This window comes from Paraburkholderia sp. PGU19 (genome assembly GCF_013426915.1).
In the GTDB taxonomy this organism is placed as follows: domain Bacteria; phylum Pseudomonadota; class Gammaproteobacteria; order Burkholderiales; family Burkholderiaceae; genus Paraburkholderia.
Genome location: NZ_AP023182.1, coordinates 1,069,857 through 1,090,184 on the forward strand (window position 1 = coordinate 1,069,857; position 20,328 = coordinate 1,090,184).

Consider the following 20,328-nt stretch of genomic DNA (forward strand, 5'->3'; position numbering starts at 1 on the left):
TGTCGATGGCGCCGTTTCGCCAGGATGGCGGCTCGCATCGAGCCTATGTCGTGCGACGATGGCCCGCTGATGCACTATTGCAAGGAATCGTTTTGGTGGTCGTGAAAGGCCCGGGCGCATTCATTATCCCAAGGTTTTGGGCTCGTGCATGTCCGTGAGGGCACCGGGGAAAGCCCCGGACTCCAGCGACCGGACCGTAGGTCAAGGTCAAGTCCGACATCCCTGTGCAATGGCACAGGGAATGCGGCACCGACTGGAGCGCTCAGTGTTCGAGCACGTACTTGCCGGGCGCATCATCCAGCGTCGTACCCGCGCCGATTGACGGCGGTGCAATTTGTTTACTGGAGCGCGCGGCAAGCCATTGTTGCCAGCACGGCCACCATGAGCCGGATTGCGCTGGCATCGCTGCCAGCCACATGTCCGGGTCAATGTACGGATCGCTATCGCGCCGCATGCCGAAACGGTAACGGCGTCCGGTGTGGCCAGGCTCCGAAATGATACCCGCGTTGTGGCCTCCCGAGGTGAGCACGAAACCCATCTCCGTATTGGTCAGCGCGTGGAGTTTGTACACCGAACGCCACGGCGATACGTGGTCGCGTTCGGTACCCACGACAAAAATCGGCAGTTGCAGGTCACCGAGCCGCACCGATCTTCCGTGCACACAATAACGGCCTTCGGCCAGATCATTGTGGAGGTACAGGTACCTGAGCGTCTCAATGTGCAACCGGTATGGCAACCGTGTGCCATCGGCATTCCACGCCATCAGTTCGGTGGGTTGTGTGCGGACGCCAAGCAGGTATTCGCGCACCAGCCGCGACCAGATGAGATCGTGCGAGCGCAGCAGCTGAAACGCAGCGGCCATCTGCTTGCCGTCCAGATAACCCTGCTTCCACATCAATGCGTCCAGATAGGCGAGCTGGCTCGCGTCGATAAACAGACCAAGTTCGCCGGGTTCGCCGAAGTCGGTCTGCGCGGCGAATAGCGTCATGGTTTTCAGGACAGGAGACCCGGACCGGGCTTCGCGAGCATGTGCGGCGGCGCCGATCGTCAGTAGCGTGCCGCCGAGGCAATAGCCTGCTGCGTGCACCGGTGTCCCGCCAGTAATGCGACGCACCTGCGCCAGTGCCTCGAACAGACCCCGTTCGAGATAGTCGTTCAGGCCGACATCCCGCGCTTCGTTGCGGGGGTTCCGCCAGGAAATCATGAACACCGTGTGCCCGTGTTCGACAAGATAGCGAACAAGCGAGTTGTGCGGCGAAAGATCGAGAATGTAGTACTTCAATATCCACGACGGGATGATCAATACTGGCTCACGCCAGACTGATGAGGTCTGCGACTGATACTGGATCAGCTCGATGATCCCGTTGCGGTAGACGACCTTGCCCGGCGTGATTGCGACGTCCCGCCCGACACCACTGCCGGGAGTATGTCCGTGCCTTGAGGAAGGCACGGACTTCACCAGCAGATCGTCCTGGTCTTCCAGCCAGTTGCGCGCACCATCAAGGAAATTGCGGCCGCCAGTTTCTGCGGCTGCCCGCAGCACCACGGGATTGAGCCACCAGCAGTTCGCCGGTGACAGCATGTCGGTGCATTGGTGCGCAGCGAAACTCACTACCTGCTCGTGGTGCGGAGAAACCCCGGGTACGCCAGTGGTGGCTTCGTGCCAGAACGATTCAAACTGGGCAAACATGTCGCGCAGCACCTTGAACGGCCAATGGTCCCACTGCGCATCGTCGAAGCGCGGGTCGCCGCCATGCCCGTTGCTCATCTGCGCGCCGGTCAGGAGGCCGTGCCAGTCCGTCAGGAGGCGAGTCGCGAGCGCATGGTGCTTGCCTGGTGAGCACGCCAGATGCAGCGCCCAGTCGAACCATGCCAGCGACAGCGAGGCGGGCGAGCCGCCGCCCGCAGCCTGGGCAAGCGCGGCATACACGGACCGGTCGAGCTGCGTAAGCGCCTCAGAAAGAGTCTCCGACTGTCGCGTCTCACCGTCCGGGCGTGCCGGGGCCTCCGGCGGGCACGATGCGTCAGAAGGTCCTGGTCTTATCGCGATGTCGGCCATCAGTCACTCCAGTGGTGCTACTGGTATTGATTGGACAACGAGCGATGGCCGCGGTGCTTGTCGCGGCCCTCAATGAACTGGCCGTGCAATTGTTATGCCAAGGAGGTAGTGATGCACACCACCTGGTACCGGCGTGAAAGCAACAGACGAGCGCGAGCCCGCGGCAAATCAGACGAAAGCGAGATACAAGCCGCCGTTGAACCGCGCGTCCGGATTGCTGTTGAGCCCTTGCGGGCATGCTCGCTCAACCTATATTTGAAGTTGGCAAGCCGGGCTTTCGCGCAGACTCGTGGCACATCCAGCGACTGCCGCGTCCCGGCCACGAGCCACATAACAATCCACTGCATCGCGCCGGGGCAAGCGCGGAACTTCATCACCCTGACCGCAACGAAACTAATGACACTCGCAATGCCCTGACGTTCTTACTGGGATCCCTATGCTTTACCAGATGGTCGAATATCAGCGTGCGCTGCTGGCACCGTGGGCGGCCTGCGCTGCGGAAGTCACGAACGCACTGATCGGCCCCGACAGCGCGCTCGCTCATTTCCCGGGTGCACAATGCATGGCTGCCGCCAGCGGACTGCTATGGACGATTGCGAAAGCGTACCCAAAGCCCGCCTTCGGCGTGACCTCTGTTAATCTCGACGGCCGGGTCATCCCGGTGATCGAAGAGGTCGCGCTTGAACGGCCATTCTGTCGTCTTCGTCATTTCTTCCACGACACGGTGGGGAACTGCGTCACCACCGGTCCGCATGAGAGGCCGGTCGTGCTGGTTTGTGCACCACTCGCAGGTCATCACGCGGTCCTGCTGCATGAAGTCGTCGAATCGCTTTTGCTGGATCATGACGTGTACCTGACCGACTGGAACGATGCGCGCCGCGTGCCGGTGGCCGAAGGGCCGTTCCACCTCGATGACGATGTGCTGCAATTGCAGGCGTTTATCCGTCATATCGGCGCGCACGATTTGCACGTGCTTGCCGTATGCCAAGCAACCGTACCCGCGCTGGCGACCGTCTCGCTGCTGGCGAGCGCCGGTGAGTCGCCCCCTAAAAGCCTGATTCTGATGGGCGGCCCGATCGACGCGCGACGAAGCCCCACCGCGATCGACCGTCTGGCGACGTGCCACCCACTTGCATGGTTTCAGCACAACCTGATCCACCCGGTACCGGAGCAATACCCCGGCGCCGGGCGCAAGGTGTATCCGGGTTTTCTGCAGCATGCCGGTCTTGTCGCGGCGCACCCGGACCGCCTCGTAGGTCGCCACTGGGACTACTACGTCGATCTGCTTCGCGGCGACGTCGACAGTGCGCGGGCGCATCAGCGCGATTGCGATGTGTATAACGCCGTGCTCGACATACCGGCCGAGTTCTATCTGGATACCATACAGACCGTGTTCCAGGAATTCCGCCTCGCCCGTGGACGTTGGCGAGTTGGGGATCAGCTGGTGCGTCCGCAGGACATCCACGGGACGGCGCTGCTCACCATCGAAGGAGAAACAGACGACATCTCCGGTCGTGGCCAGACGCATGCCGCGCACGACCTGTGTCGGGGCATGGCCGCGCGTTACAGGCGGCAACTGACGTTGCGAGACTGCGGGCATTACGATCTCTTCTCGGGGCAGCACTGGCGGACCGAAGCTTATCCCGCCATCCACGATCTGATCCGGAACCACGCGGACGCTGCTCGATAGCGGGGCAGGTGCATGCTACGTGGCGAGGGCACATCGCCGGGCGCTTTCGCGCGGCTGTGTCGGCGGCTGCCCGCATCACACCGGGGTACCGTCAAGAAACGGGCTTTTCGGACGCCAAGGCGATCACGAGGGTCTTTGTCTTCTTGGACGATGCCGGACAATGCACGGTGGATTGGGCAGCGGCTCGTCGTCCCAAAACGCACGGCAAACGCGAAGGCCGACTTGCGGTTTGCGAACTGGCCCAGGTCGCTAAGGGAGGTCAACTCGCCATCCTCTTCGAGGGTGGACAACGACGGCTGCTACTGCTGCTCGGTCGACCGTGCGCTCATCCTGAAGGCAATCACGCGTGCGCGAGGTTCTCGCGTCTGAAATGATTCCACCGGTAGTTGGGCGACCATTCCGTTCATGATCTTCTCGATAACGACGCGAATACGTTCGACGCGATCGGTCGCGCGATCGAAGGGCTGGCAGCGCTTGTTGAGCATGGGCTTCAGGCCGTGCCAATGTGGCCGATGATCGCGTTTTTCGTCGCTATCGTCTGGCGCGTGGGCTGGCGCTTTGCACTATTCACGGCAGCGTCGCTTTTGCTGATCTATGGGACGGGCTTCTGGGACCAGACGGTCATCACGCTTGGCCTGACACTGTCATCGAACAATTGTCAGCCTCGTGCTCGGCATCCCGATCGGCATCTGGGCGACGAAGAGCAAATGGGTCACTGCGATCGTCCGCCCGGTTCGTCGATGCGACGGATGCGGCAAGTATCATGAAGCGCCGGCGAGAGAGTGGCATGGTACGACTCCTGTAGAAAATGGAGTCGGCGGATTGCATGTTGACAGCATCCCGCCTGGACAACGGGGTTCCTGGTGTTTCCCGTGCCTTAAAATCAGCATATGGTGCAGTTTCATTGATATCAATCAGGATAACGAAGATGTTTTAAAACGTATATCATTACGTGATACATACGTCTGCACGTGGTGTGTTCCTGAGCGCCGGGCGTGAACCCAGAGAACTGGTGGGTGTCATCTCGCTCGCCGACCTCGGTACCCGCGGAAACGGGGACACAGGCGATGCGCATGGCAGATGTCGGCGCCGTCCAGACGGGCTCACTGAATGATCTCGCCAGCCTTCGTCCCGGCGGCGCTGCGGCCGGCCAGTTCGACTTTGCGGGCGTAGTCGCGCGTCTGGCCATCGAGACTCGATCCATGTTGAGGGTCGGCCGTGATTCGTGAATATCTGAAGCTTAAGATATTTACGATTAGGCCGACCCTCTGTTTGCGGTACGATAATACCGGGAACAGGTACGTGCCCGTTCCCGGTAGCCTGGGCTATCGCCGCTGGCCGCCTACGGTCCGCTCGAGTGTCGGGAATTCCAGCGGGAAAAGCTCCACGAAGGGCACGTACGACATCGGCGGGAAATGGCGGAGCTCCCCGTCACGCAGGCGTAACGCCTCGCGAATGGCCTGCGTGCCGGGCTCTCCGTACTCCCTGTGAATCATGCCGGAGACCGCGTACTGGCGCAGCGAATCACACTCCTTGCGGTCAAGCACACGCAGGAAGTACGTCCATTTTTCGGGGTCCACGCCCGCGGGTGTTTCATAGAACGTCTTCAGGTTGCCGTCGGTGTCGACCGACATCAGAAACAGTTCTCTGAACCGGTAACCCCTGGGTTCCATCGAGTCTGGATAGCGTGCGCCGTGGTGACGACGGTAATTCAGGATGCTGTACGCCTTATCGACGATGTCTCCGATGGACAGGCCCGTTACCTCCTGAAGTTCGCGCACCAGCGCGCGCGGCGTGTTTGGCATCGCTCCCGGCGATGGTTCGAGCGTCCGTCCGGCGACCTGTAGGCCTTGCGCACAGGAACGCGCAAGCCCGTATTTCAGGTCGCGGGTATCGGCTTGCGGACTCTGGCCGGGAACAGGGCGCGCCAGCCCACGATAAACCGTTCCGTGAATCGCGACCTCGTAGTATGGCACCTCGTCGCCGAGACGCAGCGGCTCCAGAGCGCGAATGCCGAGTTACATGATGCCGGGATAGCCCGCCATGCGCACCGCGTCCTTCTCCGGAATAAGGCCGGACGGGAGCTCAGTGTCCTTGCGGCGGTCGGGCTCGAGTACGGCCGTATGCGGGGTTGCCTTGCGTTCCGGCTCTTCGGTTGCGTCGGGAGGTGTTTCGACCACAGGGCTCATCTTTCATTCCCCTTTTCGAAGGCGGCCATGTCCTCTTACATCATAGTCGTGCGCGTCAGGATGGGCTTGAACCGCTGTGGACGAAGTCGTTGCGAACCATGAAGCTCTTGAGAAAACCGATATCCTGCAGCTTCTGGGGCGCGAGCTTGAGGCGCGCGCGGAAGTCAGACAGGTCCCTCGAGCGGCTGGCCGACAGCTCATAATACTTCGCGTCACTGACATCGGAATCGGCTCAACGAGGCGGCAGGAGAGGTGTAGGTGTTGTGGAAAAACGATTGCAACGAGTGGACCCGTCTGGGCTACGGCAGATTGCGCCGCTCCCGGGTTTGGTCGCGAATCGGGTCCCGGCTCGGGCTCGGAGACTTCGTCGAGCAACGGCGCGAAGATGCTGTGCTGAAGGACAGCGAGTTCAGGACAGTTGGACCAACGTCGAGTCGCGGGCGGGCGCGCACCGGGACTTTTTCACTTTACGAACCGTGAATCGCGTGCCTTCGCGAAAGGAGTATGGTTCCGCTGCCCATCGTTTTGGCTCCGCAGCTTTTAGCGTAAGGACAACGGATCTAAGAGTGCATCAGGGCAGCCAGTCCAGCTTCGTGCACCTTCTCACCCTAGCCAACGTGTCGGTGCTGCATGAGGACGTGCACGCGGCCGGATTGGTGTCGTTCTGGCAGGATGTCATGCATTGAATTACATCCTGTTCGCCGCGTTGCAAGTCCTGCTTCCCCTGCTCGGCGGCTGCTAGCAATGCGGTCGCGTCGAGGTCTGCCATCCTCGGCAGGAGATAGCGCTTCAGGTGGTCGGCCCTGTCCTGTGCGTCTGCAGCCATGTTTTTGATCGTCTGTTCTAGCTGTGGAGGCAATGGCCGGCCGGGGCTGGACAGTGCATTCTGGTAGACGGCCACCTGTTGATTGACGATCGGTATGCAGTATGCCGCTCGAAGGTCTATATCGGACGGAGGCTGCTGCGCGAAGGCTCGAATAGGCAGATACGCACATGCAACCAGGAACGCCACTGCTGTTGCCTCGTTCATGCTGCCCCCGAAATGCGGCGAGTAAAGCGGGCCGGCTGGCAAGAAAAGAGGGCGCACAAGGCGCCCCGAAAAACACAAGGTAATGCGCAGTCTTTGGGGGAGATGCGCACAAACGATTCTATCGCGTGCGGTTACTTCTTTCCTTCGCAGCCACCGTCGCGATCATCATAGCCTGCGAGCCGGTGGCACCGTTCTGTGGCCAGGCTGGTGGGGCGGTGAATCGCACGGTGGCCGCCTGAATCAACAATTCCCGCTTAGGCTTAGGGGCTACCACCACTTTATGCCGCTGCACCGCCGGCGTAATGGATCAAACACGGCGACCGTTAAGCACCGGTGTGGCCGTGACGCGGCTTTGGGTTTGGCTAATGTCGATCGCGCTGCTGGGCGGTGAGGTGAGATGCGGAGGCGACCACGAGTCTCACGTCGCCAACAGGCCCGTTGGCGATGCCGGCATCATCGAGGGAATCTGGAGCGGCAATTTTCACCCGAACGTGACGGGCCGCGACACCGGCATGTTCGTCATCGTGACGGCAGGCGGCGAATTTGATCTGATCACCGACGACTGCGCCCAGATCTCCGCGAGCATTGCAGCAAACGGCCCTGACGTGCGTGCGCTGGTATGTGGCCTATCCGCTGAGTCTCCGACACCTGGAAGAGATGATGTCGGAGCGCGGAATCTCGGTCGACCATTCAACCGTGCACCGCTGGGCCATCAAGTTTTGCCGGTTCTGGAGAAGGCCTTTCGCCGCCAAAAGAAGGCAGTCGGCCGGAGCTGGAGAATGGATGAAACCTATATCAAGGTCCGCAGTCAGTGGAAGTATTTGTATCGCGCAGTCGACAAGGAGGGCAACACGGTCGACTTTCTGCTGCGTGCCCATCGTGACAAGGCCGCGGCGCGGCGCTACTTCGAAAAGTCAATTGACCAAAACGGCAAACCCGAGACGGTGACAATCGATAAAAGCGGTGCGAACCTGGCAGCGCTGGATGCTCTCAACGCGGAGCGAGAAATACCGATCAAGATTCGCCAAAACAAGTATCTGAACAACGTTATAGAGCAAGATCACCGGGCGATCAAGCGGCGCACACGGCCCATGCTGGGCTTCAAGAATTTTCGTTGTGCCCGCATCCTGTTGAGCGGCATCGAACTCATGCACATGACCGCCAACGGTCAAATGGAGGAACGTGGCATTGGATGCACTCGTGCCGAGCAGTTCCACTCGCTAGCGGCATAAGTAATCCTCACTATACTACTGTCTGTTTCGTCATCTTGCGCTTATCGCGACAAAACCATCTCGACGAGCTCGTGCCCGTCGTTCGTGCAGAAGCGTTCGGCTTCGGGCAGTTCGTACCGTACGATCTCGCGTGGCAGGTTGGAATCGAGCGGCTTGCGGTGACCACGCTTCTTGCGAGTGTGCGCACCAACCGTCGTCTGCGGCGTGTCTTCCTGGGCGGGCGCGCTGTTCGCGCCGAGCGCCTCGGCTTCGTTGAACAAGCCAGGTTGATCAGAATCTCGTGCATCGCTCTTCGCGCCGAAGAGTTCGCGACGATAGGCTCGGAGTCGCTCCTCGGCGAGGTCGCGCTCTGCCGTCACGAGCCGTAAGGCACCGCGTAATGCCTCCTGTTCTTCTCGCAACGCACGAGCAGCATCGCGCTCGGCGAGCAACGCCTTCAGCTCTTCGGCGGTGATCGTGACGTTGGTCGGCATGGCGGGTTAGACCAGCACACCGCCTCACTGTTCAGCTCACACGAAGATATTCCGCCTTCGGATGCCGTCGAATCGCGGTGATGTCATCGCCATCGAGCAACGCGTGCAACACCTTGGTCGTCATCGTCACGATCTCAGCCTTGTTGTCGGGCCAGATGAAGTGGCTCGTCTCCAATCGTTTCATCAGAAGCCAGAAACCACTGCCATCCCAGCCAAGGATCTTTATCCGATCGCGACGTCGATTGCCGAAGATGTAAAGCGACGTGTCCATCGGATTCAGACGCATCGACTGCTCGACGAGAATCGACAGACTGTTCATGCCGTAGCGGAAGTCGACGGGATCGCGATGCAGATAGACCTTCAGATTGTCGTCGAACCGGAACACGGCATCCTCCCGAGCATCTAGACCACAGTGGTCAGTTCGTCGATGGTCGCGTCTGCGATGTCAAACTCAACCCCGTTGGGTAAACGTACGTGCAAGGCAACGGCTATCGAGGGTCTACGCGCGGACACCACTTGCCCAACCGTCACCGGCTCTTGAACGACCGGTATGAATGATGATGGCACTTCAGGTCCGCGAGTCCGCATTGCCGGTGGCGCGACATCAATCGATACACCGTCTGGTTGCGTGAGCTCCTTCTCCACGGGATTCCCCGTCGCCTGCGCCTTCTGGTAGCGCGTGATCCACTCGCGCAGGAGATTCGGGTTTAACTCGTACTCCATCGCCGTACGCGCGATGGAGACACCCGGCTTCATGCACAACTGGACCAGTTCGTCGCGGGCTCGCGGATCGTACTCTCGGCGACCGTCCCGCTTCGTGCCAACTACCAGGCGGCTACGCAAATCTCGATCTTCTGTCATGTACTCTCATCCCAGCTGTCCACGTGGACAGGTAGCATCAGAGAATCACTCGTTCATTGCTAGGGCGTCCTTGAAGGACCGCATACAAAAAATTGCCGCTGCCGTTCGCCAATGGATCAGCGAGTTCGGCGCGCAAACGTCGTTTCTCGACGCGGAACGACCGAAGAGAGACGGGAGGTCACCTGCATTTTCGACGAGGCGTGCTCCGATCTGGTCAGGGCAAGCGTCGACGCAGACGTCGAGCCGGTGGAACTCGCCACGAAAGTTGTCGCGGCGATCATCTCCGACCAGTACGGAGAGTACCGTGCCCTGATTCGGGCTATTGCATCCGCACAGCCGTGGGCACCTGCCTACGTCTCTGACCTGAAGGTCTTGCTCCAGCGATTGCTGGACAAGCCGCCCGGTCCGAATAGCGAACGCAGCAACTATTTGCAGTGCGCCTTGCAGAAACTCGATTCCCTGTCTGCAACATAGTTTGGTTCGCGATTTTCGCTACTGCGTAGTCCCGGAGTGCCTTGTCTGGCAAGCCTTTGAGGAGGATTTTAGTTTTCGGGGCGTGGGCAAAAATAGCCAGGGTAGTCAAAGTCCCGCCAAAGCCAAGCGGGACAAGGGACTCCGTTCACAGTGCCGTGGCTGGGTTCCGTCACGCAACCTGGTAAGCGCTTCCTTGGCCCACCCGGCCCGGTGCGTGTGCCCTATAAGAGTTGGCGCTGCGTTCCTATAAGAAGCGTCCATCGCCGTATAAGGTCTCGGCCTCGTCTCCTATAAGTTTAGGCAGTGCATAGCGGTCACCCTATGGAAAAGTAGTCCTCGTTCAGTGCTTGGAAAACGAACGCATGGGTCCCGAATGCGCACTGTGCGGGCGATTGGTGAAATGGGTGAGTAGCAAGTAGGCACGGTCGAGTTCGCCGCAATCCTGTTTCTGCCGCGCAATGGTCTCAATCGCGTGAAGCAGATGCTCGGCCAGTTCGAACTCCCCTTCCTGGCAAGCTCTTGCAAAGGTGGCGAATACATCCTCATGCAGAGTGCGGTGAATAGTCATGATGACGCCCTCCAGATATCCACTGATTGAAGTATGGACCCTTCAACCGTGGAAAGGGCAGGTGTTTTTTGTGCACCAGACCTGACCTTATTCCGCAGGATGCAGCGGATGTAGGGGAACTCGTGAATCAGGCCCTTCCATGCCTTGTTGACCGTCTCTTCCGAGAAGCCCGCATGCAGATCCGGTTCGAGACATGGCGCTGGAAAGAGGGCGTCTTGAGTCAGGAGAAAGCGGACGGCATGTATGTGAACGTTGATCACGAGGAGGGCAGTCGCGTGCGCCTGACCACGCGCCAAGGCAACGAACGTCACGCCAACAAAGATGCGACAGTGATTACCGTCAAATCTGTGCGCAGCCGAACGCCGATCCCCCAAATGACCCCACCGCTGATCTTCCAAAGAGAACCGGATACGCCTTTCGGAAAATCGACGACGAATACGCAGTTTTGACGCCGAATGTGCTAGACGGGGTGCCTTTGATTTTCGTGCATTTTTCCGGTTGGGAGCACTCCCTGCAGAAGTGTCCAACTTTGCGGGTCAGTCCATAATTTGGTGCACACCAAACTACCCAAAACCTCAATCAGCACGCCAGAACGACCCATGCGAGGCGCTTACTGCTCAGACATTGCTATTGCCAATGATCGACACCGCCGAACAGGCGCGCGAGGCGGTCGCCTCCACGCGTTATCCTCCCGACGGAGTTCGAGGCGTGGGCAGTTGCGCTGGCGCGGGCATCTCGCTGTAACCGGATTTCCGACTATCTGTCGATTGCGTCCACCGACTTTTGCGTGCTTGTGCAGCTGGAACCGACGCTAGGTCTGTCCAATCTGGAGGAAATCGCAGAGATCGACGGCGTGGATGGCGTATTCTTCGGGCCGGCAGATCTCAGCGCCTCGATGGGGTTTCTTGGCAAACCCGGTGTGGAAAGTGTACGTGAGGCTACTCGGACCGGGATCAGGACTGTCCGGAAGGCGGGGAAAGCAGCCGGGGTGCTCGCGCCCGACCGTGCGTACGCCAGTGAATACCTGGAGGCGGGCGCGACCTTCGTCGCGGTGGGTACTGACACCGGACTGCTAAGTTTGGCAGCAGCACAGCTGGCCGCCGAGTATAAAGGCACGCGAGCACCGGATCAGCCAACCGAAAAGGGCGGGTACTGATCGGCGGGTGCCGTCATTTGGACGGCGCCCGCTTACACTGGTCCATTGAACCAATGAAATTGCACAGATCTAAAGGGGATAGCGCGATTCGATCCTCGAAGTATCTGAATAACGTGATCGAACAAGACCATCGTAACGTCAAGTCCAGAACGAATGTCATGCTCGGTTTCAAACGTTTCGGGAACGCTGCGAATACGACTTCATGGATTGAGTCGATGCATCACATTCGCAAAGGCCACTTCGATCTCACCAGCGTGCACATCAAAGATACCATTTCGCCCTCGGTTTGGATGGCGGTTCTTTCAGTTCGTTAAGATATCCGAAGAATGGAGTGATTCCTCGCCCGCCTACCAAATTTGCACCACAGCCTTTCCGCCCGACGTCAACGGCAGCGCACGGGCCAGTTTCGTGATGACGTTCTGGCCGGAAAGAGGGCGCGGTTTCGTGGGCTACCGGGACGCCCTGCCGGCTCGCGGGAGATGCGTGACGTGCAGTCACCTCATCAACCCGGCACCAGTCCTTTTTCCATCAGCCAGGCGGGATTAAACAGCCGGGCAAAATACAGGTCCCCACGATCGCACAGCAACGTGACGATGGTGTTCCCTGGCCCCATCTGCCGGGCCAGCCGGACGGTCGCCGCTACATTGATGCCGCTGGAACCGCCCACGAACAGCCCCTCTTCCCGCAGCAGACGGTACACCATCGTGACGCAACTCTGGTCGTCGATGCGCACCGCGTCGTCGATGGGCGTGCCCTCCAGGTTGGTGGTGACTCGGCTGGAGCCAATACCCTCCGTGATCGAGTTCCCTTCCGCCTTGATTTCTCGCGTTTTCACGAAACTGTACAGTCCACTGCCGTGCGGGTCGGCAAGCACGGTTCTCACCGCCGGATTCTGTTCCTTGAGAAAACGCGCAACACCGGCGAGTGTGCCGCCGGTCCCGGTAGCACACACGAAAGCGTCCACCGTGCCAGCCGTGTCGCGCCAGATTTCCGGCCCGGTGGTTTCATAGTGGGCCTGCCGGTTGACGAGGTTATCGAACTGGTTGGCCCAGATAGCGTTCCCGATTTCCTGCGCCAGCCGCCCGGCGATCTTCTGGTAGTTGTTGGGATCCTTGTACGGCACTGCTGGCACCGGGCGCACCTCCGCACCAAGCACCCGCAGGAGGTCCATTTTTTCCTGCGACTGGGTCTCCGGAATGATGATCACGCAACGATAACCACGCGCGGCGCAGATATGCGCCAGGCCGATGCCAGTATTGCCGGCGGTGCCCTCCACCACCGTGCCGCCCGCGTTGAGCACGCCACGCCGCTCGGCGTCCTGGATGATATAGAGCGCTGCGCGGTCTTTTACCGAGCCGCCCGGATTCAGGAATTCCGCCTTGCCAAGAATTTCACACCCTGTTTCCGCACTGAGCTTTGCAAGCCGGATCAGCGGCGTGTTGCCGATGCAGCCGGTGAAACCATCCTGTACATTCATGATGTCCTCTTGCACGCGATCAATCGTGACGAACGGCCAATGCTTCCAGAATAGATCGATAAACCCAACGGACGCCAGCCCTGTCCAGATTGCCAGGCGGCAGCGCGTTTGTTCGGGCGGGGGCCTTCTTCTTCGAATTGATCGATCCTCGTTGTGCGTATGACAAACGTTATCTGATCTGCAATGCGGTAGTGCTGTGCTGTCGGCTGGTGGGGAACCGGACTGACCCGGGCAGCCGGCATTCATTGCCCGTGCCGGCCGCGCGGTGTAACGGGAATCGGGGGCGGGGCGGCGCCTGCGACGCCGACCGACGGTCCCACACCGGATTCCATCCTGGTAGAGATCGCGCCCGGTGAGTGCATGCAGACGCACGAAAGCAAATGCGCTCGATGAGATCCCAGACGGCGAGGCGCTGCCGTATTGGGCACGGGGCCTGTGCACCAAGGGCTCGCTATCGCACGGCGTGAAATGCAGCCCGTCCTCCCCGAACTTGTCGAGAATGAGGGCCGTAAGTTCGATCGCACGATCGAGGTGCGCCCGTCGAAGCATGATTCGTAGAGGTCGAGCAGTGCATTACAGAGAAAGGCGTAATCCTCGAGAAACCCCGGCACCTTGGCTACGCCGTCCTTCCAGACCCGGAATACGCCGCCGTCGGCCAGTGTCAGTTCGTTCCCGATAAATTTGGCGGCACGCTTTGCCGCGCCGAGATACTCGGGACACCCGTCGCCTGGAAGGCGGCACAGAGCCCCGCGATCATCAGACCATTCCAACCGGTGAGAATGTTGTCGTCCCGGGCCGGGCGCACACGTCGGGCGCGCGCCGCCAGCAACTGCTCGCGCCAGCCTGCGAGCTGCGTTTCTTCCCGCGCGTCCAGCTCGACCGCACGGTGGAGTACCGTGGCGCCGTGCTCGAAATTGCCGTGTTCTGTCACACCGTAGGCCCTGCAGGCCAGTGCGCCTTCGGACTCGCCAAGGACTGCCTTGATCTCGGCGGGCATCCAGCAATAGAATTTGCCTTCCTGGCCTTCGCTGTCGGCATCCTCGCTGGCGTAGAAGCCGCCTTCGGGGTGCGTCATGTCGCGCAGAATATAGGCGAGGGTCTCCTCGAAAATGCAGCGCCATGTTCGCTTGCCAGTCAGGCGATAGGTATCCGCGTACAGCTTTACAAGCTGGCCATTGTCATACAGCATTTTCTCGAAGTGCGGCACGGCCCAATGCGCGTCGACGCTATAGCGGGCGAATCCGCCGCCGACCTGGTCATAGATGCCGCCCGCCGCCATGTGGTCGAGTGTGAGTTCCAATGCGTCAAACAGCGAGGGTTCGCGGCTTCGTTCATAGACGCGTAGCATGAGGTCGTAACAGCTCGGATTGGGGAACTTGGGCGCGCCGCCGAGCCCCCCATGAGCCGGGTCGGTGTCCCGTGTCAAGGCATGTGCTGTCTGTGCAGGCAGATCTTCGACAGCGGCGCCTGGCTCGCCCTGGTGTGCCTGATCGAGCTGCCGGAAGCCCGGCTGAATCTGCACAATGGTGTCCCGCAGTTCATCCTGCCGATGCCGCCAGGCTTCACTCAGGGCTATCAACACGCGCGCGAACGCGGGGCGGCCATAGCGATCGTCCGGGGGAAATAGGTGCCGCCGAAGAATGGCTCTCCCTGTGGCGTGAGAAATACGGTAAGCGGCCAGCCGCCTCCCTGTCCCATCATCTGGCTGACCTGCTGGTAGATTTCGTCGATGTCGGGACGCTCCTGCCGATCGACCTTGATGCTGACATAGCGCTCATTCATCAGGCTGGCAATGCGCGGATTCTCGCAAGGACTCGTGCGCCATGACATGGCACCAGTGGCACGCGGCGTAGTCCACCGAGAGAGCGATCGGCCTGTTTTCCTCGCGCGCGCGGCGAAACGCCTCGTCGCTCCACGGATACCAGTCCACCGGGTTGTCCGCATGCTGGCAGAGATAAGGCGAGGATTCCGTAGCAAGCCGGTTTGTCATGCTGATCTCCATCCGGGCGCACCCACCAGCGCTCATGATCAATTCGGGCAGGGTCGCGTGCCCTGCAGGGGCGCGGCCAACTGCGCCGCGCTCATCGAACCGTCCGGTTCATCGACCACTCTGGCGCCGGGTTGGCCGTAGCCGTCACCAGAAACCCAGACAATCGGAATTGCTCTTCGAAAGCTCTAGCCTCGCGTCGGCATCCCGGATGCGCCGATGGCCGTGATGTCGATGTCGCTAATCCGTCGCAACGCGGCACGAATGGCGGCGTCATCAACTTCGTCCAGTGGTACCTCGACGAACGCCTCGACCCTGCATCGAATCTGCTGGAAAACCTGTTTGAATGCAGCACGTTTGCTTTCATCCGGCCCCTCCACGGCGGCGGGGTCGGAGAAGCTCCAGTGTGCCGATGCGGGATGGCCGGGCCACACTGGGCATACATCCCCAGCGGCCTGATCGCACACGGTAATAACGAAGTCCATATGGGGTGCGCTCGGCTCGGAGATGGCGAACTCGTCCCACGATTTGCTGCGCAGATTCGCCAGGTCATACCCCGTCTTGCGCACCTGTTCGATGGCGAAAGGATTGATCTTTCCGATCGGATTACTTCCTGCGCTGTAGGCGCGAAATCGACCTTTCCCCAGTGTGTGAAGTAGCGCCTCTGCCATCACACTGCGCGCCGAGTTGCCGGTGCAAAGAAAGAGCACGTTATACGTCCGGTCATTCATGAACGGCTCCCTGAAGGAACGGTCGCGAACGTCGCATCAGAAAGGCGCGGTCCGCGTATCAACCTCTTAAGTCTAGTCCCGTCACGTGCGGTACGGAGAATGCCGTGCTCAGCGACCGGATCGATAGGGCTGTCTTGCAATGCCAATGCTCAATTAACGCGTGCCCGTTCACCCTGATCTGCCGTAAATCGCTGCGACGCAGCGCTCGCCGCGCCTATTCGGAATCAGTGACGGCGCACACATGATGCAGTCGAATCCCTTCCGCACGAGCTGACCGTAAAGTCCATAGCCGCGCGGGCCCGCTTCGTGGACGATGCGGATGCTTCACGCCTCCGGTGTCAACCTCGAATACAACGGGACCGTGCTGAGCGCTCGAGTACATGTGAATACTTGTCGAAACAGAAAAACCGGCTCACGCTAATGCCGTACCGCGCACACTGACCCGTGCCGATGAGCGAAGCTGACGAAGGGACAGAGGCATGAGTCCGGTCGATTATCAACTAATGGAAGTGGCAAGCGGCAAGGCCGTGAAGATGTGGGACGCGCACGTGGGCAATGGCTCGACGATCGGCAGCGTGATTCCGACACAGGGCGCAATCATCCCGGCGGCCGTGGGCGTCGATATCGGCTGCGGGATGATGGCGGTTCGTACAACGTTGACGGCCGCGGACCTGCCCGTTTCGCTTTCCCGCGTGCGCAGCGCGATTGAACGCGCCGTGCCGCACGGCGGTGCGATGGGACGACGCGATCCGGGTGCATGGTCGCGTCCCCCGCCAGCCGTCGACGACGCCTGGAAGCTGCTGGCGCCCAGTTTTCAGCGCATCGTCGACAAGTATCCTTCCCTCGCGCGCACGAACAATCACGCGCACGTAGGCACGCTCGGCACCGGCAATCACTTCATCGAGGTATGTCTCGATGGCGATGACAGCGTCTGGTTCATGCTGCACAGCGGATCACGCGGCGTGGGCAACGCGATCGGCAGCCTCTTCATCACGCTGGCCCAGGCCGACATGCGTCAACACCTTGCGAATCTTCCGGACAAGGATCTCGCGTACTTGAGGGAAGGCAGCCGGCACTTCGATGACTACCTGGTGTCGCTGGGTCCGCACCCGCAGATAGTCTTGGTCAGGACGAAATCCGGCAGGCGGCGATGGGAGAATTCCGTGTCTTGTCCTCGTGGACAATGATCGGGGCGACTACGAGTAGCAGAACAGTTCGATGCACGACGCGTCAACGAAAGCTCGCATCAATCGTCGATCGGCACGTTGTATTGAGTTCGGCAGGTCGGACACACAAGCGGCTCACGTTACCTTGCGCCGACACTGGAAGCAGAGGTTGTTCCTCGCCCATGAGAAAGCAGACAGGGCACGGGAAAGACTCGTGCGATCGTAGCCGATGCCAGCGATCAATAAATCGCTCGATCTCCATCGGCGGCGCGTTTATCGATTCGAGATAATCGAGCAGGACGTGGAAGAGGGCGGGGTTCTGCATGTCGCCTCCGTGGGCGGTATGCGAGCATGTTACCCGGACGTACATGAGAACGTGAGTTCCGCCTCCTGAGGCGTCCATCCTCGTACGCCATGCGTCTGCATGTCGACCTGATGCATCTGTTTGCCCTGTTGGCGGCAATAGTCGTCGGCTCGTCTCAGACTTGATGCTTTGATTTCGCCCCACGGCGTCATGCCGCCGCGCACCTGCGTCGTAACTGTGTAGTGCCCGTCGCCGGCCGGTGTTACGTCGGATATGGTTGTGCAGGCGGCGATGGTCGTCAGCGCAAGTAGGGTGATTATTCTCTTCATGGGTGTCGCGTGATTATCGTTCGGCCAGAACGTCGAGCAGTTCGCCAATGCTCATAGATCCGACGCTGTCTTCGAGGAGACCCAGATAAACGCGGTCATACAGCGCTTCCTGTTCGGTTTCAGAAAGGTCGGGCTGCGAGTTGGCGATCGCTTGGGCCGTATGGTGTGCCGACCTGACGATCTGCAAGGCAATGTTCTTTTCCATGTCTGCGGTAACGGCAACGCAGGGGGAAACTTGATAGGTGTATTCTCGTTAACCATTTTGACGTCGTTGAAAGGGCGCCGATCGATACCAGAGGTCGACGAAGATTTCACCAGCCATTCTCCGGCTGGAATGACGTCTTCCCGGACCCCGGCATGACGGTGGCCGCCATCGACAGGCTCGTCCATCACTCGACGATCTTCGAGCTGAATGTCGAAAGCTATCGGCGCCGCACAGCCAGCGACAAACAGAAAGAGCGCCGCCGTCAATTACCCACTGACAACCCGAACGGAGCGACAACCATGACCCCCTGATGCAGCGACAATCACCTCGGTCGACCGGCCAAGATGTTTGTCGGTAAACCGACCGGACATCCTGCTTGACGCTATCCACCATGGCGTATTTCCGTGCAAAAAAAGCTTCACAATCGGGCACGGGCAGTCACACGGAAGCGGATGGCCGCGCGTCGAGCGCAGGCGTTGCTGCGTGCCGTGGTGCCAATGAGGCATAAATGGTCCCGGCGAGTTGAATTCAGGTCAGAAAGCGTTCAGGCCGACATCCCGCGCTTCGTTGCGGGGGTTCCGCGAGGAAAGTAGCGAACGAGCGAGTTGTGCAGTTGTGCGGCGACAGATCGAGAATGTAGTACTTCAGTATCCACCAAGGGACGATCAATACTGGCTCACGCCAGACTGTTGAGGTCTGCGGCTGATACTGGATCAGCTCGATGACACGGTTGCAGTACACGACCTTGTCCGGAGTGATCGCAACGTCCCGTCCGACGCCACCGCCGGTGCCGATTGCCGCACGCAGGTCGATCGGCGCGCGGCTCAGTTGAAGCTGCCCGGACGCAATGCGAGCGCTGTCGAGCAGATCGTCGAGCAGATGCGCAAGATGGGTCATGATCCCGTCCACATCTAGCGGGGCTGGATACGGGGCTAACCCTCTGCCCAGGTCGGCGGCCAGTAGCGGGCCAGCTCAGGTCGGACGTGTCACGTATGAGCGCAGCCCCGGACCTCGTTCGCGCATTGTCCCGCTCCCGAAAGCCTGCAACGGGCCGGCGTAGCGAACCGCCATTCGCGACCCCTTGCGAGGACGTTGCGCAGCGGCTCGCTGTTGCCTGTTGCCAGGATCAAAGCCGCCGCTCCGCCCCAGTCCTACTCCCGCATACGATGTCCACGAGCGACTGCGAGCAGAAGCGCGAGGATCCTGGCTGCAGATGAACCGGGCATTACCCACCATCTCACCGGACAGTGGATGAGCCGGCCGGTAAGGTATGAAGCGAGGTCGCTACGACCCAGGACTGGGCGTTCAGCCGCCAGGCTACTTCGCGCAGATCGGAAGTTGAAACCGCCTCAAACATCAGCGTCATCTCGTCGACGTTGTGCTTCCTGCTGCAGTGAACCCTGGTCCGTCTGGCCTTCGCGGCATGGGGGCCCAGCGCCTGCCAGACAGGCAGAATTCTCAACTGGCCGGCGGCAGCGCGCACAGTCAGGCTCGTGGTGACGCCCGCTCGTTCATGTTGAGAGGTCATCGCTTCGCTCATTGTTGCCGTGAATTTTTCGTAGAAGTGTAGCTCGCGAATCTGACATTTTGATAATGAGAATCATATTAACTGAAAAGTATTAGTATTTAAATCAAGCAAATTAGGTTTAAATCGGGTGTGCCAGCAAAGCTATTTGTACAGTGGCTATTTAGTCTGGCCACATCGCCTGAGAGGCTAAACACATGGTTCTGGTCACGGCCCTGTGGTACCGACTGAGACTTACTGAGACTACTTTTCAAACATATGCGCGTCGGGCGCGATACGGTGGACAAAAGCGCCTCTATCAAGATGCGAAATTCATGCACTATTTTTATCCCGTCCCGCGCTCCATTCGGACTTAATATTTGGGTCCGGCGTTGAAAAACCGAATTCGCAATGCCGGATATAAGAAACTGGAATAAATACCGAATATCGACAGCGAGAATGCGCGTCACCGGTAATTGATGCGTCAGTACGACTGATAATCCAGATAACGGAGAGACATGCATGCTAAGCCCTCACGAATTCGCCACGCTAATGCTGGTCAAGGCAGCACCTGACCAGATCGACCTGAACCGCGAAGCACTTGACACTCTGCTGGAACAGCAACTGGTCGCGCTGGAACAACTCGCGTCCGGAGGTCAGCGTTTCCGCCTCACCCGCGACGGCGATTCAGTGCTTCAGGCCGTTGCCCGAAAACGCTAGGTAAGGTAGCAGCCGTCGGCGAGTCCGATCCCGCGCACTGACGCAACACCGTGACGTCACGTGTACAGCGGCGGACACTCGGTGGCGTTCGACATCCGATATATCGGTCGCCCCGATTCAACGTTGACCTGCGGACTATCTGCGTGTGCCCCGAGCCACGCACTTCATCGGCT

General features: G+C 59.9%; 22 protein-coding genes and 8 pseudogenes. 11 read left to right on the forward strand and 19 right to left on the reverse strand.

The window, feature by feature from the left end; translation table 11 throughout:
• Nucleotides 1-262: 262 nt before the first annotated feature.
• Nucleotides 263-2,059, reverse strand: a complete 1,797-nt coding sequence (locus H1204_RS45270) for an alpha/beta fold hydrolase (RefSeq protein WP_180735473.1) — start codon at nucleotides 2,057-2,059, stop codon at nucleotides 263-265.
• A gap of 448 nt (nucleotides 2,060-2,507) precedes the next feature.
• Between H1204_RS45270 and phaZ the strand changes: the two genes are divergently transcribed.
• The 3 genes and pseudogenes from phaZ to H1204_RS45285 all read left to right on the forward strand — a co-directional run bounded on the left by phaZ (nucleotide 2,508) and on the right by H1204_RS45285 (nucleotide 4,978).
• Nucleotides 2,508-3,749 (forward strand): polyhydroxyalkanoate depolymerase, encoded by a 1,242-nt coding sequence (gene phaZ / locus H1204_RS45275; protein WP_243469017.1) that lies wholly within the window; start codon nucleotides 2,508-2,510, stop codon nucleotides 3,747-3,749.
• A gap of 370 nt (nucleotides 3,750-4,119) precedes the next feature.
• Nucleotides 4,120-4,484 (forward strand): annotated as a pseudogene (locus tag H1204_RS45280) (choline ABC transporter permease subunit); the annotation flags it as partial.
• Nucleotides 4,485-4,822: 338 nt separating this feature from the next.
• Nucleotides 4,823-4,978, forward strand: a complete 156-nt coding sequence (locus H1204_RS45285) for a hypothetical protein (RefSeq protein WP_180735475.1) — start codon at nucleotides 4,823-4,825, stop codon at nucleotides 4,976-4,978.
• Nucleotides 4,979-5,074: 96 nt separating this feature from the next.
• On the opposite strand, the gene H1204_RS52190 is transcribed toward H1204_RS45285, so the two are convergent.
• From H1204_RS52190 to H1204_RS45295, 3 genes are all read right to left on the reverse strand, one after another.
• The gene (locus tag H1204_RS52190) at nucleotides 5,075-5,554 is read right to left on the reverse strand and encodes a hypothetical protein (RefSeq protein WP_243469018.1); all 480 of its coding nucleotides are present in this window, start codon (nucleotides 5,552-5,554) and stop codon (nucleotides 5,075-5,077) included.
• A 213-nt stretch (nucleotides 5,555-5,767) separates the two neighbouring features.
• A complete protein-coding gene (locus H1204_RS52195; RefSeq protein ID WP_243469019.1) occupies nucleotides 5,768-5,929 on the reverse strand; it encodes a hypothetical protein in 162 nt (53 codons plus the stop codon).
• Nucleotides 5,930-6,509: 580 nt separating this feature from the next.
• A complete protein-coding gene (locus tag H1204_RS45295) occupies nucleotides 6,510-6,968 on the reverse strand; it encodes a hypothetical protein (RefSeq protein WP_180735476.1) in 459 nt (152 codons plus the stop codon).
• A 585-nt stretch (nucleotides 6,969-7,553) separates the two neighbouring features.
• Here H1204_RS45295 and H1204_RS45300 point away from each other — a divergent pair.
• Nucleotides 7,554-8,200 (forward strand): IS6 family transposase gene (locus tag H1204_RS45300; RefSeq protein WP_243469020.1). Its coding sequence is split into 2 segments (ribosomal slippage): nucleotides 7,554-7,686 and nucleotides 7,686-8,200, totalling 648 coding nucleotides; the frame shifts between segments, so codons are not numbered across the junction.
• A gap of 59 nt (nucleotides 8,201-8,259) precedes the next feature.
• On the opposite strand, the pseudogene H1204_RS45305 reads toward H1204_RS45300, so the two are convergent.
• The 3 genes and pseudogenes from H1204_RS45305 to H1204_RS45315 all read right to left on the reverse strand — a co-directional run.
• Nucleotides 8,260-8,673 (reverse strand): annotated as a pseudogene (locus tag H1204_RS45305) (transposase); the annotation flags it as partial.
• A 31-nt stretch (nucleotides 8,674-8,704) separates the two neighbouring features.
• The gene (gene tnpB / locus H1204_RS45310) at nucleotides 8,705-9,058 is read right to left on the reverse strand and encodes an IS66 family insertion sequence element accessory protein TnpB (protein WP_180735477.1); all 354 of its coding nucleotides are present in this window, start codon (nucleotides 9,056-9,058) and stop codon (nucleotides 8,705-8,707) included.
• A gap of 17 nt (nucleotides 9,059-9,075) precedes the next feature.
• Nucleotides 9,076-9,534 carry a transposase gene (locus tag H1204_RS45315; protein ID WP_243469021.1) on the reverse strand — a complete coding sequence of 153 codons (459 nt, stop codon included), beginning with the start codon at nucleotides 9,532-9,534 and terminating at the stop codon, nucleotides 9,076-9,078.
• Nucleotides 9,535-9,645: 111 nt separating this feature from the next.
• Between H1204_RS45315 and H1204_RS45320 the strand changes: the two genes are divergently transcribed.
• Nucleotides 9,646-10,008 (forward strand): DUF6880 family protein, encoded by a 363-nt coding sequence (locus H1204_RS45320; RefSeq protein WP_243469022.1) that lies wholly within the window; start codon nucleotides 9,646-9,648, stop codon nucleotides 10,006-10,008.
• A gap of 340 nt (nucleotides 10,009-10,348) precedes the next feature.
• Here H1204_RS45320 and H1204_RS45325 read toward each other — a convergent pair whose 3' ends face one another.
• Entirely contained in the window at nucleotides 10,349-10,576 is a 228-nt protein-coding gene (locus H1204_RS45325; RefSeq protein WP_180735213.1) for a hypothetical protein, read from the reverse strand.
• 173 nt (nucleotides 10,577-10,749) lie between these two features.
• Between H1204_RS45325 and H1204_RS45330 the strand changes: the two genes are divergently transcribed.
• The 3 genes and pseudogenes from H1204_RS45330 to H1204_RS52200 all read left to right on the forward strand — a co-directional run.
• Entirely contained in the window at nucleotides 10,750-11,025 is a 276-nt protein-coding gene (locus H1204_RS45330; protein ID WP_180735478.1) for a hypothetical protein, read from the forward strand.
• 160 nt (nucleotides 11,026-11,185) lie between these two features.
• Nucleotides 11,186-11,732: pseudogene (locus H1204_RS45335) on the forward strand (aldolase/citrate lyase family protein); the annotation flags it as partial.
• Between the two features lie 86 nt (nucleotides 11,733-11,818).
• A pseudogene (locus tag H1204_RS52200) lies at nucleotides 11,819-11,911 on the forward strand (DDE-type integrase/transposase/recombinase); the annotation flags it as partial.
• A gap of 323 nt (nucleotides 11,912-12,234) precedes the next feature.
• Here the strand turns inward: H1204_RS52200 and H1204_RS45345 are convergent.
• The 6 genes and pseudogenes from H1204_RS45345 to H1204_RS52205 all read right to left on the reverse strand — a co-directional run.
• Complete coding sequence (locus tag H1204_RS45345) at nucleotides 12,235-13,209, reverse strand: cysteine synthase A (RefSeq protein WP_180736336.1); 975 nt, start codon at nucleotides 13,207-13,209, stop codon at nucleotides 12,235-12,237.
• A gap of 661 nt (nucleotides 13,210-13,870) precedes the next feature.
• Nucleotides 13,871-14,791 carry a hypothetical protein gene (locus H1204_RS53135; RefSeq protein WP_346015782.1) on the reverse strand — a complete coding sequence of 307 codons (921 nt, stop codon included), beginning with the start codon at nucleotides 14,789-14,791 and terminating at the stop codon, nucleotides 13,871-13,873.
• Entirely contained in the window at nucleotides 14,785-14,991 is a 207-nt protein-coding gene (locus H1204_RS53140; protein WP_346015783.1) for a DUF255 domain-containing protein, read from the reverse strand. Before H1204_RS53140 ends, H1204_RS53135 begins: the two co-directional genes overlap by 7 nt.
• Nucleotides 14,984-15,199, reverse strand: coding sequence for a DUF255 domain-containing protein (locus H1204_RS53145; RefSeq protein ID WP_346015784.1), 216 nt, complete (start codon nucleotides 15,197-15,199; stop codon nucleotides 14,984-14,986). The genes H1204_RS53140 and H1204_RS53145 overlap by 8 nt, the downstream gene beginning before the upstream one ends.
• Before the next feature lie 185 nt (nucleotides 15,200-15,384).
• Nucleotides 15,385-15,927: an arsenate reductase ArsC gene (locus H1204_RS45355; protein WP_180735480.1), complete on the reverse strand. Its 543-nt coding sequence runs from the start codon at nucleotides 15,925-15,927 to the stop codon at nucleotides 15,385-15,387.
• Between the two features lie 201 nt (nucleotides 15,928-16,128).
• Nucleotides 16,129-16,272: pseudogene (locus H1204_RS52205) on the reverse strand (IS110 family transposase); the annotation flags it as partial.
• 134 nt (nucleotides 16,273-16,406) lie between these two features.
• On the opposite strand from H1204_RS52205, the pseudogene H1204_RS45360 reads away from it, so the two are divergent.
• A pseudogene (locus tag H1204_RS45360) lies at nucleotides 16,407-17,030 on the forward strand (RtcB family protein); the annotation flags it as partial.
• 127 nt (nucleotides 17,031-17,157) lie between these two features.
• Here H1204_RS45360 and H1204_RS45365 read toward each other — a convergent pair.
• Genes H1204_RS45365 through H1204_RS45375 form a run of 3 tightly spaced genes read right to left on the reverse strand, consistent with a single transcriptional unit; the run spans nucleotide 17,158 to nucleotide 17,931 of the window.
• A complete protein-coding gene (locus H1204_RS45365) occupies nucleotides 17,158-17,418 on the reverse strand; it encodes a hypothetical protein (protein ID WP_180735481.1) in 261 nt (86 codons plus the stop codon).
• 29 nt (nucleotides 17,419-17,447) lie between these two features.
• The gene (locus H1204_RS45370) at nucleotides 17,448-17,726 is read right to left on the reverse strand and encodes a hypothetical protein (RefSeq protein ID WP_180735482.1); all 279 of its coding nucleotides are present in this window, start codon (nucleotides 17,724-17,726) and stop codon (nucleotides 17,448-17,450) included.
• 13 nt (nucleotides 17,727-17,739) lie between these two features.
• On the reverse strand, nucleotides 17,740-17,931 hold the full coding sequence (locus H1204_RS45375; protein ID WP_180735483.1) for a hypothetical protein: 192 nt from the start codon (nucleotides 17,929-17,931) through the stop codon (nucleotides 17,740-17,742).
• Between the two features lie 107 nt (nucleotides 17,932-18,038).
• On the opposite strand from H1204_RS45375, the pseudogene H1204_RS45380 reads away from it, so the two are divergent.
• Nucleotides 18,039-18,242 (forward strand): annotated as a pseudogene (locus H1204_RS45380) (ATP-binding protein); the annotation flags it as partial.
• Between the two features lie 301 nt (nucleotides 18,243-18,543).
• On the opposite strand, the pseudogene H1204_RS52210 reads toward H1204_RS45380, so the two are convergent.
• Nucleotides 18,544-18,708: pseudogene (locus H1204_RS52210) on the reverse strand (hypothetical protein); the annotation flags it as partial.
• 460 nt (nucleotides 18,709-19,168) lie between these two features.
• The gene (locus tag H1204_RS45390; protein WP_180735485.1) at nucleotides 19,169-19,459 is read right to left on the reverse strand and encodes a hypothetical protein; all 291 of its coding nucleotides are present in this window, start codon (nucleotides 19,457-19,459) and stop codon (nucleotides 19,169-19,171) included.
• 498 nt (nucleotides 19,460-19,957) lie between these two features.
• Between H1204_RS45390 and H1204_RS45395 the strand changes: the two genes are divergently transcribed.
• Nucleotides 19,958-20,155 carry a hypothetical protein gene (locus tag H1204_RS45395; protein ID WP_103154189.1) on the forward strand — a complete coding sequence of 66 codons (198 nt, stop codon included), beginning with the start codon at nucleotides 19,958-19,960 and terminating at the stop codon, nucleotides 20,153-20,155.
• Nucleotides 20,156-20,328 lie beyond the last annotated feature (173 nt).